The following is a 13,836-nucleotide window of genomic DNA, read 5'->3' as shown; positions in this document are numbered from 1 at the left end:
TCACACCACTACAGCATCCGCACACGCACACACCACCGAGGGAGGTGGAGCACCATGCACGACGAACAGTTCCCCCGGGGCGGCCCCGGCGCCCCATGGTGGGACCGTCTGTACGAAACCGACCGAGCCGAGTGGATCGACTTCATCGACCACCCCGATCCCCGGCTGGCGGAAAGGGCCCGCAGGGGACTGCGCGCGCTGGACCGCTTCCAGCGCGCGTCACTGGCCTACCGCACGTTCAGCCGACTGGCCCTGGCAGAGGCCGGCCAGCAGCGTGAGCCCCGCATCCTCGAACTCGGAGCAGGCCGGGGCCACCTCGCTGAACAGCTCCTGCGCGACCACCCCACCGCACACGTCACCGTCAGCGACATCAGCACCGACTCCGTCCAGGCATTCCGTACCGGCCCTCTGGGCGACCACCCACGGGTCACCACACGCGTCATCGACGCCACTGCCATCGACGCCCCCGACCACACCTGGGACGTGGCCGTCTTCACCATGTCCCTGCACCACCTGCAACCAGCTCAGGTACGCATGGTGCTCCGCGAAGGCACCCGAGCCGCACACCGCCTGCTCATCATCGACGCCTGGCGGCACCCGGCATACCTGGCCATCGTCCCGCTGCTGCTCCTCCTCGGCGGGGCCACAGCCGCACACGACGGCACGATCAGCCTGCGCAAGGCCTACAGCCCGTCCGCACTGCACGCCCTCGCAGACGACTGCGGCGCACCAGTGCATCTGCACTGCAGGTTCCACCTCCCCGGCTACCTGGTGGCCTCCGCCAGCCGCAGTGCACAACAGTTGCCCGGCGGCACCGCAGCCACCACAGCACAAAACCGAGACGATTGAGCTGGTACGCCGATGCGCAGTCGGCTTCTTACTCCCCTCCTTGCACCGCAGAGCCTCGTGACGCTTCAGAGCTTCCGCCCGGAGCCGCTGCTTCAGTTCGACACGGCCTGCGCCATGACCCGCCGAACGGCGCGGTACCGCAACCTCGTTGCAGGCCACTGCATTGTTCGGCGGGCGCCGTGACGTTCTGCGCGACCGTCCAGGCGATCGTGGCCGTCGGCGCCACCGCGCGGTTCGTCGACATCGACCCCGCCACGCTGTGCGTGACCGACCGGCTCGTCATGGACGCGGTCGGCCGCAATACGGCCGCGGTCATCCCGGTCCTGTTCGGCGGCCGGGCGGTCGACCTCAGCCGCGTCCGGGGCGAGCTGACCGAGCGGGGCGCGTGATCCGGCGGGTGGCGCACCGGGCCGTCGGCAAGCCGTGGTCCGACGCGGAGTGAGACGGCGGGGCAACCATTTGGCGGCGTCATGGGTCTTGCCACCGATCACGTTCGTGATCGCACTGACGAGGAGACCATCATCACCGCCATACGTAAGCCCCTGATCGCCACCGCAGTCGTCGGCGCCGTCCTGGCGGGTTCGGCCGCCTGCGGCACCGTGGAGCAGCTCTCCGCCGGGAAGAAGCTCGACCAGGCCTTCGGGAAGCTCGGCAAGGAGAAGACGATCTCCTTCGAGCTCGGCCTCGACACCGACGCCCAGAGCCTGAAGGCGCTGGACGCCTCGTCGGACCCGGAGCCCGGCGAGGAGATGCCCGACGAGGCCGCCGACTTGCTCAGTGGCGCGAAGATCAGTGTCACCGTGCAGTCGAAGAAGCCGATCGACGAGTCCGGCGAGAAGGACTACGTCGGCATGGCCATGAAGGTCAGCACCAAGGACGGCGACCTCGTCGAGTACCGGGTCGTCGGCGACTACACCTACATCCGCTCCGACACGGACTCCCTCGGCAAGGCGATGGATGCCCCCCTGCCGTCCGCGAAGGACCTGCCCCCGGAGGCGAGCGGACTCAAGAAGGTGCTTGAGGGCGAGTGGGTGAAGTTCAACACCAAGGAGATGGAGAAGACCACCGCCGAGATGGGGGCGGAGCCCGGCGCGAAGCCCGCGCCGGAACAACCCACCCTCGACGCCAAGACGCAGAAGCAGCTGCTGGAGGCGCTCCGCGAGACCATCGCCCGCGAGGTCGACTTCAAGACCGCCGGTGACAAGGACGGCTCCGAGCACATCACCGCCACCGCTCCGTTCCGTACGCTGATCACGGAGTTTTTCGGCGAGATCCGCCCGCTCGCGAAGAACTTGCCGCCGGGCATGGAACTGCCCACGGACAAGGACCTCAAGGACGCCCCGAACACCAAGGTCACGGCCGACTTCACACTCAAGAACGACGAGCTGACCGAGGTGTACGTCGACCTCGCCAAGCTGGCCGAGAACGCGAAGGTGAAGAAGCTGGGCCTGGTGGTGCGGATGAGCGAGGGCCAGACGCCCACGGCCCCGGCCGGCGCCACCGAGCTGAACATCGACGAGATCCTGGGCGGGTTCGGCGCCGCGATGATGGAAGAGGAGGACTTCGGCGAGGAGGGCCTCCTGGAGGAGGACTTCCCCGAGGACGCGGCGTAGGCACACGTCGAGACGGGGCGCGCAAGGGGCGCGGCGATGCGAGGGCGGCCGCGACGAGGGCAGCACCCAGCGCGGCGCCAGTGAAAGCCGCAACAGTGACGGTGGGGGTGACCACGCCCGGCGAACGACCCGCGGGCCGAACGCGTCCACGCGGGCCCGGTCACGTCACCCGGATCCCTCGTATGCGCCGGTGGGCGGCCGCACGTTTCGGTCCGTTGCCATCCAGGTCGGACAAAAGGTGAACTTTCCGACATTGGGCGGGGTGAGGGGCCTCGCGTTTTTCGGACAGGGATCTGACCGTTCATTTCACGCGGCTGTTCGCAACCTCGCATACTCGGCGTGGACTTCTTGTGGAGGGCGGTAACCGACTGCCGAGTGAAGGCGTTTGCGATTGTACCAGAATTCGATGTACCGAGTGATGTCCTGCCGGGCGGCTTCTCGGGTCAGGTACGTCACGCGGGAGACGCGCTCGTTCTTAAGTACTCCGAAGAACGATTCAGCCATAGCGTTGTCGAAACAAATCCCGGTGCGCCCGGCGGACCTGCGGAGTTCGAGCTGGTTCAGCGTCTTGCCGAACTCGGCTGACATGTAGTTGCTGCCGCGATCGGAGTGAAATATCGCACCCTTGGCGAGTTTCCTGTTGCGAGCCGCGTTGCGTACGGCCCGCGATATCAGAGGGGTCTGGTAGTGGTCGTCCATCGCATACCCGATGACTTCCTTCGTGCAGCAGTCGATGACGGTCGCGAGATACCGCCAGCCCTAACCGGTCTGAATGTAAGTGATGTCACCAACGAGCTTTTCACCCGGGGCGTCGGCAGTGAAGTTCCGGCCGACGAGATCGGGCACCACGCCCGCCGCGGCCTGGGTCAGGCTGAGCCGCTTCGGGCGGGGCTGGCAGGGCATCAGGCCCAGTTCACGCATGAGCTGGCGCACCAGCTCCAGGCCGGCGGCGTGGCCCCAGCGCGCCAGCTGGGCGTGGATGCGTCGGTATCCGTAGGTGCTGTCGGACATCTCGAAGGCTTTCTGGGTCTTCGAAGTTGAGCGGTGCGCTGGTTCGGTTTGCTGACACGGCGTCACGCTCCGTGTGGGGTCGGGCTGCTTGGCCCTGGACGCAAGGTGCCCGTGGCCTGCGTGATCATCTCTGTTCTCTACGCAGAACGATCATGCAGGAGCCACGGGCTTGCTCAACGATACGACGTTGCTGCTCGACCTTGACGGGGTGTCCGTCGTCCGGGTCGAGCGGCTGGCGGACGGGACACGCCGGGTCCACCTGGCCACGGCCGATGACAGGGCCCGGGCGTGCCCGGCCTGCGGGGTGTTCGCCACCAGGGTGAAGGGCTCGGCGGTGACGCGGCCCCGCGATCTGCCGTACGGCGAGAGCGGACTGGAGTTCCGCTGGCACAAGCGCCGCTGGTGGTGCCGGGAGGCCGGCTGCCCGCGCCGGTCCTTCACCGAGCAGATCCCGCAGCTACCGGCCGGCGCACGGATCACCATGCGACTGCGCGGTGCCGCCGGGCGGCGAATACGCGACGCCGCCTCCACCGTCATCCAGGCCGCCCGGGATCTGCGTCTGTCCTGGCCGACCGTGATGGACGCCTTCCGCGCCGTCGCACGCGAGGTCACCGAGGCCCCGCTGCCCGAGGTGAAGGTGCTGGGCATCGACGAGACCCGGCGCGGACGGCCGCGCTGGGAACAGGACCCCGCCACGGGCAAGTGGATGCTGACGCGCGATCGGTGGCACACGGGGTTCACCGACGCGCTCGGCACCGGCGGCCTGCTCGGCCAGGTCGAGGGCCGCACCGTCGCCGATGTGCTCGCCTGGCTCGCCGCCACCCCGCTGACCTGGAGAAAGAGCATCGAGTACGTGACCATCGACATGTCGGCCACCTACCGCGCCGCCGTCCGCACCGGTCTCCCGCAGGCCACCGTCGTGGTCGACCACTTCCACGTCGTCCAGCTCGCCAACAAGATGCTGTCCATGGTCCGGCGCCGCACCACCGCCGAGATGCGCGGCCGACGCGGACGCGCCAGTGACCCGGAATGGAAAGCCAGGCGGCGCCTGCTGCGCAACCGCGAGGACCTCACCGACGAGCAGTTCGCCACGATGTGGAACACGCTGCTGGGCGAGGGGACGATCGGCCAGACCCTGTTGACGGCATGGATCGCCAAGGAGAACCTGCGCAACCTCCTCGCCTTGGCGAGAACCGGCGCCGACCGCCACCAAGTCGGCCACGCCCGCTGGAAATTCCTCACGTGGTGCGCGGACTCCGACATCCCCGAGGTGCGGCAGCTCGCCGTCACCGTCGACCGCTGGTGGGCCGAGATCGCCGCATTCATCGACACCGGACACAGCAACGCCAAGAGCGAGGGCATCAACCGCGTGATCAAGCTCGTCGCCCGCAACGCGTTCGGCCTTCGCGATGCCGACAACCAACGGCTACGGACCCGCTGCGTCACCACCCGCCGGGCCCGCGGACACCTCCGCACCGCTCAACTTTGAAGACCCGGCTTGACCAGCAGCTTCAATTCCTCGCGGCGCTGGGCCGTCGCAGAATTGGGGCGGCTTCTCCAGTCGTAGTAGCCGGACTTGGATACGTCGAGCCGTTCACACATGAACTCGACCGGGAATACGTACTCCGCGGTGTCGAGCCGCATCGTTTCGATGAACTCGTACTTGCTTGCTACCGGGGATCCTTCGCGAAGTACGCCGCGCATTTTTTCAGGAAGGCGTTCTCCATCTCGACTTCGCGAATGCGGCGTTCGAGTTCCTTCAGCCGGGCGCGTTCGCTGACCGTCAGCTCGGCGTCGGCAGGCGGCTCATGCTGTTTCTGGTGCTTCTTCACCCAGCCCCGGAGTGTCTCCGGGTTCAATTCAAGCTCGCGGGCCGTCGCGGAGATGGTCTTGCTGGATCGGAGTGCGATCTGGACGGCTTCCGCGCGGAACTCCGGGGTGTACTTGCTGGGTGGTGCCACTTCGTGCTTCCTCGTTTCCTTGACAGGACAACCCTATTGGGTCCCTGTCCGGGAACCTCGGGGCACCTCATAGCTTCCCGGCATCCATTGAATGTGGTTGGCGGGCTGCTTGCGCCATGCCGGGCAGCCCGCTGGGAGGCATGTGATGAGTCTGATCAACGTCGTCGAGACAGCGGCCGCGCTGCCGGATGCCTGGAGCTCCCGCTCCCTGGGGCATGTGGGCGCGGCCTGCGTGAAAGTCCTGCGTATGGACAGCAGCCCGGTCCAGGAAGAAGCTCACGGGGCTGATGAGGTACTGCTTGTGTTCGACGGGCGGCTGGAACTGTTGGTGGAGGGCACCGAGATCGCCGTGGAGGCAGGCGAGATGTACCGGGTGCCGGCAGGCGCTCGACACGCTGTCCGCCCCGGTAGCCGCGGCACGTTGGTGATCGTGGAAGAACCCGGTGCATGAAGGCGCTCTGGCGGACCGGGCCGGGTAATCGCTCCAGGTGCGGATCGATCGGAGGCACCGTCTCCGGCGACGTCGGCCGGGAAGGTCGTGGACCTGATGGCCGCCGTGCAGGAGAGCGTCCGCAAGGCGCAGGAGTCGCGAGGCAGGGACGCCCCAGGGCAGTCAGCGCCAGGGCAGTCAGCGCCAGGCGCGCAAACCAGGGGGGGCCGGCGAAGAAGACGGCCGCCAGGAAGGTCCCCCTGCGCAAGCCGCACAGCCGCACCTGAGACCCGCACTGCGCTCTTCTTCGCGTAGGAGCAGGAATGGCGCCGCTGACCGAGCCACCAGGTCCCGCCGGCGAGCACGGCCAGGACGATGGCAAGGGCGGGAAGCCAGCCCATCACTGCCCCGGCGCCAGCTCCGACGACGCCCGCCGTGATCAGGACGGGGAGCGCGCAGCACGCCACACAGGCCAGGGCGGCCAGGCCCGCGAGCGCCTTCGACGTCTTGTGGGGCGCGGTTCAGCAGCAGGGTCCGGCATGGCGGTTCTCCTCGGCGAGGTCGGTGAAGGGGATGGGGCAGCAGTCCTTCGAGGCGCAGACAGTCAGGTCGTCGCAGCCCGCCTCCACGGCCGCGGCCAGTGTGGTGCGGATGGTGGTCAGGTCGGCGATCTTCGCGTCGACCTCGGCCAGCTTGGCCGCAGCGCGCTCCTGCAATCCCGCCACGGGACGGCCGTGCCGGTGGCGGCCGGCCTCCAGCAGCTCGGTGACCTCCTCCAGTGTGAACCCGAGCCGCTGGGCGGCCTTGATGACCCGCAGCACGGTCACCGCTTCCTCGCTGTACAGGCGGTGGCCGCCGTTGCTGCGCTCCGGCTCGGCCAGCAGGCCGCGCCGCTCGTAGTAGCGCAGTGTCTGGACATTCACCCCGGCCGCCTCGGCGACCTGTCCGCTGCGCAGGCCCGCGCTCACCGCGCCTCCCCGTCCGTGCTCATCCGCTCGGCAATGGCCTCCAGGACCGTCTCGTGCGCCGGGTCCACTGCGATGTCGAGATGGACCCGGCCCTTCCCCGGGGTGACCTCGAAGGTGAAGAACGAGCAGCAACCGTTCTCACGCTCCATCAGGTCACGGGTCTCCTCCTCGACACCCGGAGCGTCGGCCAGGTCAAGGCGCAGGCGGAGCGGCGCGGGCCGGGACAAGGAGATCAGCCGCTCGGAAAACAGCGCATCCCACTCCGCAACCCGCAGGGGCCGCTCCTCGGTGGGCAGGGTGCAGGACTGCGGCACCCACGCCAGATCCGTCATCACGCACACTCCCGTCATCATGTCCCCGCACTCGGGGACATCTCCGACGGTAAACCTGTACCTAGGTACCGGTTGCAAGCCCGAATCCGCTGAGCGTCACATCCCAGTCGGCCGCGCCTCGCGCGGTGCTACAGGCCGAAGGCGCCGCCCTCAATGAGGATGATGAGGCCGAGGGCCATCAGCACCAGCGGCAGCAGGACATGGCCCCACCGGCTGAGCGCCTTGGCGATGACGGGGCGGGTGGCGAAGAACCGGCCCGCGAAGCACCACACGGCCACCAGAACCAGGAAGACGACCGCGTACACGCTCATCCCGCCGACGCCGGCAGCGGCGAACACCGGAACGTACACGCCGATGTTGTCGCCGCCGTTGGCGAAGGTGACCGCGGCGACCTCCAGCGCCCTGGGGCCGCCCGCGCTCACCGCTTCCTCGGCCTCCTCCTCGCCGCGCTGCCGCCATGCCTGCCAGGCCGCCTTCAGGCCGAGGGCGAGGGGCAGCAGGCCGAGGTAGGGGATGGCCGACTCGGGCAGGAAGGTCGCGCCGAACCCGGCGGCCACGGCAACGGCCAGGATGGCGGCGAAACCGAGGTACTGACCGAGCACGATCCGGCGGGCGGCACCCCGGTGCCCGGCGCCCTGGGCGAAGAACAGGGACAGGATCAGGATGTCGTCGATGTTCGTCACCGCGAACAGTCCGGCCGCCTGTCCGACGATGCCCAGATTCACAGGCAGAGCCCCTAACGCTCGGTTGCCCGGCGACGATATCCGGCACACGTCGCACGGCCGCCGCCCGGGCCCAGGCCGCGCTCAATTGGCCGACTGAAGTGGCCATGTAGCGCACTCAGTCACAGCACTGTGACCTCCAGAGACGGATGGCCAGTCCGCTCGACGGCGCCGCACGTCATAGGCTCGCGCTCAATCTCACTTGGCCACCTTGCTCAGTGATAGGTGGCCAGCTGCGTTGCGGACTGGCCCTGGTCGGCGTCCTTGGACGGTCAATTGCAGCAGTCGCAGCCAGGGCGGCAGGCGCAAGCACCGTGCGCCTCACCCTCGGCTGCCGGGACCACGCCAGCGGCAGGGGGAGCGCAGCAGCCCTTGCCCTGCCACGCGTCGCGGCCTTCCTTCACGGCGACGGCGGCGATAACGAGCGCGGCGATCGGGTCGGCCCAAGACCAGCCGAGAGTGGCGTTGAGGACCAGGCCCACCAGGAGGGCAGCCGAGAGATACGTGCACAGCAGGGTCTGCTTGGAGTCGGCGACCGCCGCGGCGGAGCCGAGTTCGCGGCCCGCGCGGCGTTGGGCGGCGGACAGGAACGGCATCACCGACAGGGACAGGGCGGCAAGCACGATGCCGGGGAGGGACTGTTCGGCCTCGCCGATGCCGGCCAGGGCGCGGGCGGCGTCAACCATGACGTAGGCGGCGAGCGCGAAGAACGACAGCGCGATGATGCGCAGGGTGGTCTTCTCGCGGGCCTCGCGTATGGCGTGCTCGCGTGCGGAGAACTGCCAGGCGACCGCGGCGGCCGAGGAGACCTCGACGACGGAGTCCAGGCCGAAGCCGATCAGTGCAGTGGAGGAGGCGAGGGTACCGGCGGTGAGGGCGACGCCCGCCTCGATGACGTTGTAGGTGATGGTCGCGGCGACCAGCAGGCGTATCCGGCGGGAGAGGGCGTCGCGGCGGGCTGGGGACGGCCCGATGGATATCGCGGTCATCAGCAGCAGCCCTTGTCGTCGGCGTCGACGCACGTGCGGTCGGCCTCGACGGCCACCACGGCGGTCCGCAGGTCGTCGAGTGCATGCCCGAGGCGTTCGTCGGCCAGCTCGTAGCGGGTACGGCGGCCGTCGGGCACCGCGACGACAAGACCGCAGTCGCGCAAACAGGCAAGGTGGTTCGACAGCCGGGTGCGAGAGACGCCGAGCGCGTCGGCAAGATCGGCGGGGTAGGTCGGGGCTTCGCGCAGGGCGAGCAGGATGCGGCAGCGGATCGGATCGGCGAGCGCGCGGCCGAACCGGACCAGCACGTCGATGTCCGTGGCAACAGTCAGCACACTATGACGATACACGTAATCCTGAATTCAGGAAGTCGTGGATGGTAACTCTCACTGCGCATGGCCATCTATCCATCTATCCCTGATGTGACTGAGCGGTTCAGTTGGCCTTAGAAGCCGTCTCTCAACCGATCTTGGAACGTGCAGATCGAACGGAGTTCCTGGTCGGGTGATCTTCCGGCCGTACGCGCATGAAGGCAGGGCCTCCTGGTAGCTCGGGGGTGCGACCCCAATCCGAGCGGTTCCCGGAGGCCCTGTTGTCGTTGTTGTACGCGCCCGAGCCCGCCCACTTCAACTCGCCCGCCGTGTCGTGCGATTGCCTCGCGCACGTGTACGGCAACGCGGCCGATCATCCCGATCGGGTGCGCCGGTATCCGTCGGACATGACGGACGCGGAGTGGGCGGCCATCCGGCCGTTGCTGCCGGTGCCGGCCTGGCTCCAAGGCAGAGGCGGGCAGCCCGAGGGGTATTGCCACCGCCAGATGCTGGACGCGATCCGCTATTTGGTCGCGGGCGGGATCTCGTGGCGGGCGATGCCCGCGGACTTCCCCGCATGGGGCCGGGTTTACGCCTTCTTCCGCCGTTGGCGCGAGCACGGGCTGATCGCCGAGTTCCATGACCGGCTGCGCGGGAGGGTCCGTGAACGCGAGGGCCGCCAGGCCGAGCCCACGGCGGGGATCATCGACGCGCAGTCGGTGCGGGCCGCCGCGACGGTGCCGGCCTCCTCACGCGGCTACGACGGCGGGAAGAAGGTGCCGGGCCGCAAACGGCACATCGTGACCGACTGCCTCGGCCTGCTCCTGGTCGTCGCGGTCACCGCCGCGAACATCGGCGACCGCGACGCCGCGGCCGGCCTGCTGAGACGGCTGCGCCGCCTGCACCGCGACATCACCCTGGTCTGGGCCGACGGAGGCTACACCGGCGGCCTCGTCGACTGGTGCCGGGACAAACTCGCCCTGACCTTGGAGATCGTCAAGCGCACCGACGACATGACAGGGTTCGTGGTGCTCCCCAGACGCTGGGTGGCGGAGCGCACGTTCGCCTGGCTGATGAACTCCCGCCGTCTGGCGAGAGATTACGAGACGCTGCCCGCTTCCAGCGAGGCGATGATCCGGTGGTCGATGGTCACGCGGATGAGCCGGCGCCTGGCGCGGCCACGGGCCGCCGGCCGGCGCTGAACGCTCCCGACGTCTCCTGCAGCAGCCACCCGCGCTCCGCCAGGCGCCTGGCCTTCGAGCGCACCCCCTCGACCTTCGCCGGTGTCGTCCCCAGGCCCAGCTGAACCGCGACCTCCTTGGCCTTCGCCGGTCCCTCGCCCGCTGAGCGCCGCTCCTCCAGCACGCCCAGAATCCGCTGATAGTCCGGCGCCAGCACCGTCACCGGCAGCCCGTCCCGCCACGGCGGCACCGTCGAGCCCGGCACCGGCACGGTCGATGGCGCCCTTTCCTGCTCCGCCCCGCTCTCCGTCACCGCAGTGGACTCGGCCGCAGACACAGCCAGGGCCTCGAGCAGCTCCTCCCGCGCGATCACCCGCCGGTCCAGCTCGATCTCCGCGGCCTCCAACACCTCAGCCAGCCGAGCGGCTTCCTCCCGCAGACCCTCCACCCGCACACGGGCAGCCGCCTCCCGCTCCTCCAGCATTCCCAGCACCGACGCCACCGCGCACCCCTCGGTCATGAAGCGGACACAAGACGCCGCATCCCTCCCTCACCCCGAGCGAAACCATTCCTGACCAGCAAGGATCAACCGATCACGTTCGGTTGAGAGACGGCTTCTTACGTTCCAGGGACGGGATGGCCGAGCCGTTCGTAGGGTTGGGCCGCCCAGAGGTGCCGGGTGTGGCTTTTAGTTGGCTGCCGTCCGTGGCTGCAGTGGCTTGGCCGCCCTGCGCCCCACGACGACCCGGCCGCCAGATTGGGAAGTGCGAGCAAGATCGCTGTGCAAGGCCATGCCGACGAGGTCGTCTGTGGCTTGGACCCTGCAGAGACGATCGTCTGGAGCACGATGAACCGGATCTGGGCCGGTATCGACAGCGGCAAGACCCACCACCACTGCGTAGTACTCAACGAGAGCGGCGAAAGGCTACTGTCTCGCCGCGTCGCCAACGACGAATCGGAACTCCTCCAGCTCCTTGCCGCCGTACTTGCCCTCGGCGACCAGGTGACCTGGGCCGTGGACATGGCCGGCGGTGAACCCGCCCTCTTACTCGCCCTACTCGTCAACCACGGGCAAGAGGTCCTCTACATTCCCGGCCGCGTGGTCAACCGGGCCAGCGACGGCTACCGGGGCGAGGGCAAGACCGACGCACGCGACGCGTTCGTCATCGCCGACCAGGCTCGGATCCGCCGGGACCTCCAGGAACTGAGGCCCAGTGACGAGGCCATCATCGAGCTCCGGCTCCTGACGAACCGCCGCGCCGACCTCGTCCGCGACCGCACCCGGTCCATCAACCGGCTGCGCTCCGCCCTGACTGGCATGTTCCCTGCGCTGGAACGCGCGCTCGCCCTGACCAGTGCCGGACCGCTCGTCCTGCTGGCCGGCTACCAGACGCCAGCCGCCATCCGGCGCCTCGGGATCGGGCGGCTCACCCGATGGCTGCGCACGCGTGGCGTCCGCAGTCCACACGAGCTTGCGAAGAAGGCTGTGGTGGCCGCAGAGCGGCAGCACACCGCCGTTCCCGGCGAAACTGTGATCGCCCAGCTCGTTCGGACGCTCGCCGAGGAGGTCCAGACCCTCAACGAGAAGGTCACCGAGGTCGACCGGCTCATCGAGGCCAGGTTCCGGACGCACGAGCTCGCCGAGATCGTGGCCAGCATGCCCGGCATCGGTCCGCTGCTGGGTGCCGAGTTCCTCGCCGCGATCGGCAACGACCTCTCGGACTTCGCCAGTCCGGACGGGCTCGCGGCATTCGCTGGCCTGGCTCCGGCACCGCACGATTCCGGGAAGCGGAACGGCAACCTGCACCGGCCGCGCCACTACCACCGGGGTATCCAGCGCGTCTTTTAGAAGCCGTTGTCTTACCGGATGTGATCACTGAGTTTCCGCTGCTCCGGCATGGTTCCGGCGTCGTTGTGGGAGCGTTCGGGCGATCAGTTCGTCCTCGACGATGCGGAGGTGGCCGGTGGCGTCGGTGATGGGTTTGCTGGAGGAGCGGGAGGCCGCTGCCCGGGTGCGGGTGGAGGAGCTTCAGGCGGAGGCGGACCGGATCCTGTCTGAACTCGCCGTGGCCGAGGCGGTGTTGGAACGTCGGGCGATCGCTCGTGTGGAGCTGGCCGAGGCCCTGGCCGCCCCCGGTGATGCGGTGGATGCGGCCGTGGAGGAGGCGCCGGAGCCGGTGCCGGTGGCCAAAGTGGTGAGGGTCCCGGTCGCGGGGTCGATCGTGTCGCACTTCGCGGACGGGATGACGGTGGAGGCGCTCGCGCCGGATTACCGGCGGATCGTGGAGCTGGTGGAGTCCGGTCCGGAAGGCGGTGAGGGGGTGTCGGCGAAGGAGATCGCGTCCGGGCTGGAGCTGGAGTTGGTGCCGGCGAAGATCGAGGGGGTGCGGTCCAAGGCGAGGCGCCTGGCCGAGCGGGGCTGGCTGGCCGTGTCGCCGTCCGGACGGTTCACGCCGCGGCGGCCCACCGCGACTGTTCGGGCCGCCGCCGGGAAGCCGGGCGGGCGAGGCGCCGGCTCATGAGCATGGCCTGCGAGAAGTAGATGAACGCCTCGCTGCTGGCGGGCAGTGTCTCGAAGTCCCGCACCAGGCGGCGCGAGCGCATCAGCCACCCCAGCGTGCGTTCTACTACCCAGCGTCTCGGGAGTACCACGAACCCCTTCATGTCATCGCTGCGTTTGACGATCTGCAGCGTGAGCTGGAGTTTCTCCTTCGCCCAGGCGACCAGGTGGCCGGTGTAGCCGCCGTCGGCCCACACCAGCGTGATCTTGTGGAACCGTGCCCGCAGGCGGGGCAGCATGACGCGGGCGGCCTGACGGTCGGTGACGTCGGCGGCACACACCAGCACCATCAGCAGCAGGCCCAGGCAGTCCGTGATGACGTGCCGGCGCCTTCCGTTGACCTTCTTGCCGCCGTCATAGCCGCGCGTGGCGGCGGGCACCGAAGCGGCGCCCTTGACCGACTGCGAGTCGATGACCGCCGCGGTCGGCTCCGCCTCGCGGCCCTCGGCCTCGCGGGCCCGGCCGCGCAGCCGGTCGTGGAACTCCTTGACCAGGCCGTGCTCCCGCCACCTGCGGAAGAAGGCATACACCCGGTCCCAGGCAGGGAAGTCGGCTGGCATAGAGCGCCACTTGATGCCGTTGTCGGTGACGTACCGGATCGCATCCAGCATCACGCGGTGGCAGTAGCCCTCCGGCTGCCCGCCGCGGCCCTCCAGCCAGGCCGGCACCGGCATCGCGTCCCGCACCACTGCCCACTCCGCGTCCGTCATGTCCGACGGATACACCGGCACCCTCTCCGGGCGGTCGGCCGCGTTTCCGAACCTGTGCGCGAGACAATCACACGCCGAAACCCGGGAGTTGGACGAGACGGGGACCGTCACGCAAGACTGGAACAACAGGGCCTCCTGGCACTCGAGTGGTCGCAAACCCGAGCTACCAAGGGGCCCTGTACTCATGCATCCACCCGGC

General features: G+C 68.8%; 17 protein-coding genes and 2 pseudogenes. 8 read left to right on the top strand and 11 right to left on the bottom strand.

What is annotated here, in order from left to right:
* Nucleotides 1-54 precede the first annotated feature (54 nt).
* From ACKTSN_RS00395 to ACKTSN_RS00385, 3 genes are all read left to right on the top strand, one after another.
* Entirely contained in the window at nucleotides 55-849 is a 795-nt protein-coding gene (locus ACKTSN_RS00395) for a class I SAM-dependent methyltransferase (protein ID WP_409467231.1), read from the top strand.
* Nucleotides 850-1,028: 179 nt separating this feature from the next.
* On the top strand, nucleotides 1,029-1,238 hold the full coding sequence (locus ACKTSN_RS00390) for a DegT/DnrJ/EryC1/StrS family aminotransferase (RefSeq protein WP_409467230.1): 210 nt from the start codon (nucleotides 1,029-1,031) through the stop codon (nucleotides 1,236-1,238).
* A 210-nt stretch (nucleotides 1,239-1,448) separates the two neighbouring features.
* Nucleotides 1,449-2,462, top strand: a complete 1,014-nt coding sequence (locus ACKTSN_RS00385; RefSeq protein WP_409474690.1) for a hypothetical protein — start codon at nucleotides 1,449-1,451, stop codon at nucleotides 2,460-2,462.
* 306 nt (nucleotides 2,463-2,768) lie between these two features.
* Here the strand turns inward: ACKTSN_RS00385 and ACKTSN_RS00380 are convergent.
* Both ACKTSN_RS00380 and ACKTSN_RS00375 read right to left on the bottom strand, forming a co-directional pair.
* Nucleotides 2,769-3,209: pseudogene (locus tag ACKTSN_RS00380) on the bottom strand (IS3 family transposase); the annotation flags it as partial.
* A gap of 12 nt (nucleotides 3,210-3,221) precedes the next feature.
* Nucleotides 3,222-3,539 carry an IS3 family transposase gene (locus tag ACKTSN_RS00375; RefSeq protein WP_409467229.1) on the bottom strand — a complete coding sequence of 106 codons (318 nt, stop codon included), beginning with the start codon at nucleotides 3,537-3,539 and terminating at the stop codon, nucleotides 3,222-3,224.
* Nucleotides 3,540-3,642: 103 nt separating this feature from the next.
* On the opposite strand from ACKTSN_RS00375, the gene ACKTSN_RS00370 reads away from it, so the two are divergent.
* Nucleotides 3,643-4,962, top strand: coding sequence for an ISL3 family transposase (locus tag ACKTSN_RS00370; RefSeq protein WP_409467228.1), 1,320 nt, complete (start codon nucleotides 3,643-3,645; stop codon nucleotides 4,960-4,962).
* Here the strand turns inward: ACKTSN_RS00370 and ACKTSN_RS00365 are convergent.
* Together ACKTSN_RS00365 and ACKTSN_RS00360 are read right to left on the bottom strand one after the other, a co-directional pair.
* Nucleotides 4,953-5,117 carry a hypothetical protein gene (locus ACKTSN_RS00365; protein ID WP_409467227.1) on the bottom strand — a complete coding sequence of 55 codons (165 nt, stop codon included), beginning with the start codon at nucleotides 5,115-5,117 and terminating at the stop codon, nucleotides 4,953-4,955. The genes ACKTSN_RS00370 and ACKTSN_RS00365 overlap by 10 nt on opposite strands.
* A 26-nt stretch (nucleotides 5,118-5,143) precedes the next feature.
* Nucleotides 5,144-5,434 (bottom strand): transposase, encoded by a 291-nt coding sequence (locus ACKTSN_RS00360; protein WP_409467226.1) that lies wholly within the window; start codon nucleotides 5,432-5,434, stop codon nucleotides 5,144-5,146.
* 145 nt (nucleotides 5,435-5,579) lie between these two features.
* On the opposite strand from ACKTSN_RS00360, the gene ACKTSN_RS00355 reads away from it, so the two are divergent.
* Nucleotides 5,580-5,885 carry a cupin domain-containing protein gene (locus ACKTSN_RS00355; protein ID WP_409467225.1) on the top strand — a complete coding sequence of 102 codons (306 nt, stop codon included), beginning with the start codon at nucleotides 5,580-5,582 and terminating at the stop codon, nucleotides 5,883-5,885.
* Between the two features lie 500 nt (nucleotides 5,886-6,385).
* Here the strand turns inward: ACKTSN_RS00355 and ACKTSN_RS00350 are convergent, their stop codons facing one another.
* The 5 genes from ACKTSN_RS00350 to ACKTSN_RS00330 all read right to left on the bottom strand — a co-directional run bounded on the left by ACKTSN_RS00350 (nucleotide 6,386) and on the right by ACKTSN_RS00330 (nucleotide 9,210).
* Nucleotides 6,386-6,832, bottom strand: a complete 447-nt coding sequence (locus ACKTSN_RS00350) for a MerR family transcriptional regulator (RefSeq protein WP_409467224.1) — start codon at nucleotides 6,830-6,832, stop codon at nucleotides 6,386-6,388.
* The gene (locus tag ACKTSN_RS00345) at nucleotides 6,829-7,164 is read right to left on the bottom strand and encodes a hypothetical protein (protein ID WP_409467223.1); all 336 of its coding nucleotides are present in this window, start codon (nucleotides 7,162-7,164) and stop codon (nucleotides 6,829-6,831) included. Before ACKTSN_RS00345 ends, ACKTSN_RS00350 begins: the two co-directional genes overlap by 4 nt.
* A 128-nt stretch (nucleotides 7,165-7,292) precedes the next feature.
* The gene (locus tag ACKTSN_RS00340) at nucleotides 7,293-7,889 is read right to left on the bottom strand and encodes a cadmium resistance transporter (RefSeq protein ID WP_409467222.1); all 597 of its coding nucleotides are present in this window, start codon (nucleotides 7,887-7,889) and stop codon (nucleotides 7,293-7,295) included.
* A gap of 269 nt (nucleotides 7,890-8,158) precedes the next feature.
* Nucleotides 8,159-8,875, bottom strand: coding sequence for a cation transporter (locus ACKTSN_RS00335; protein ID WP_409467221.1), 717 nt, complete (start codon nucleotides 8,873-8,875; stop codon nucleotides 8,159-8,161).
* Nucleotides 8,875-9,210, bottom strand: a complete 336-nt coding sequence (locus ACKTSN_RS00330) for an ArsR/SmtB family transcription factor (protein WP_409467220.1) — start codon at nucleotides 9,208-9,210, stop codon at nucleotides 8,875-8,877. The genes ACKTSN_RS00335 and ACKTSN_RS00330 overlap by 1 nt, the downstream gene beginning before the upstream one ends.
* A 221-nt stretch (nucleotides 9,211-9,431) precedes the next feature.
* Here ACKTSN_RS00330 and ACKTSN_RS00325 point away from each other — a divergent pair, with 221 nt between their 5' ends.
* On the top strand, nucleotides 9,432-10,388 hold the full coding sequence (locus tag ACKTSN_RS00325) for an IS5 family transposase (RefSeq protein WP_409467219.1): 957 nt from the start codon (nucleotides 9,432-9,434) through the stop codon (nucleotides 10,386-10,388).
* Here the strand turns inward: ACKTSN_RS00325 and ACKTSN_RS00320 are convergent.
* Nucleotides 10,336-10,887 (bottom strand): hypothetical protein, encoded by a 552-nt coding sequence (locus ACKTSN_RS00320; RefSeq protein ID WP_409467218.1) that lies wholly within the window; start codon nucleotides 10,885-10,887, stop codon nucleotides 10,336-10,338. The two genes, ACKTSN_RS00325 and ACKTSN_RS00320, sit on opposite strands and share 53 nt — an antisense overlap.
* 327 nt (nucleotides 10,888-11,214) lie before the next feature.
* On the opposite strand from ACKTSN_RS00320, the pseudogene ACKTSN_RS00315 reads away from it, so the two are divergent.
* Together ACKTSN_RS00315 and ACKTSN_RS00310 are read left to right on the top strand one after the other, a co-directional pair.
* Nucleotides 11,215-12,213: pseudogene (locus tag ACKTSN_RS00315) on the top strand (IS110 family transposase); the annotation flags it as partial.
* 118 nt (nucleotides 12,214-12,331) lie between these two features.
* Nucleotides 12,332-12,889, top strand: coding sequence for a hypothetical protein (locus ACKTSN_RS00310; protein ID WP_409467176.1), 558 nt, complete (start codon nucleotides 12,332-12,334; stop codon nucleotides 12,887-12,889).
* On the opposite strand, the gene ACKTSN_RS00305 is transcribed toward ACKTSN_RS00310, so the two are convergent.
* Nucleotides 12,816-13,637, bottom strand: coding sequence for an IS5 family transposase (locus ACKTSN_RS00305; protein ID WP_409467177.1), 822 nt, complete (start codon nucleotides 13,635-13,637; stop codon nucleotides 12,816-12,818). The genes ACKTSN_RS00310 and ACKTSN_RS00305 overlap by 74 nt on opposite strands.
* Nucleotides 13,638-13,836 lie beyond the last annotated feature (199 nt).

It is taken from the genome of Streptomyces flavusporus (assembly GCF_046267975.1).
Taxonomy (GTDB): Bacteria; Actinomycetota; Actinomycetes; order Streptomycetales; family Streptomycetaceae; genus Streptomyces; species Streptomyces flavusporus.
The sequence above is the reverse complement of the archived record's forward strand: the minus strand, read 5'-3'. Positions and strand labels throughout refer to the sequence as shown.

Coding starts and splice junctions, on each gene's coding strand:
- ACKTSN_RS00395 (WP_409467231.1), top strand. CDS start 55: ATGCACGACGAACAGTTCCCCCGGGGCGGCCCCGGCGCCCCATGGTGG.
- ACKTSN_RS00365 (WP_409467227.1), bottom strand. CDS start 5,117: ATGCGGCTCGACACCGCGGAGTACGTATTCCCGGTCGAGTTCATGTGT.
- ACKTSN_RS00355 (WP_409467225.1), top strand. CDS start 5,580: ATGAGTCTGATCAACGTCGTCGAGACAGCGGCCGCGCTGCCGGATGCC.
- ACKTSN_RS00345 (WP_409467223.1), bottom strand. CDS start 7,164: ATGACGGATCTGGCGTGGGTGCCGCAGTCCTGCACCCTGCCCACCGAG.
- ACKTSN_RS00335 (WP_409467221.1), bottom strand. CDS start 8,875: ATGACCGCGATATCCATCGGGCCGTCCCCAGCCCGCCGCGACGCCCTC.
- ACKTSN_RS00320 (WP_409467218.1), bottom strand. CDS start 10,887: ATGACCGAGGGGTGCGCGGTGGCGTCGGTGCTGGGAATGCTGGAGGAG.
- ACKTSN_RS00305 (WP_409467177.1), bottom strand. CDS start 13,637: ATGACGGACGCGGAGTGGGCAGTGGTGCGGGACGCGATGCCGGTGCCG.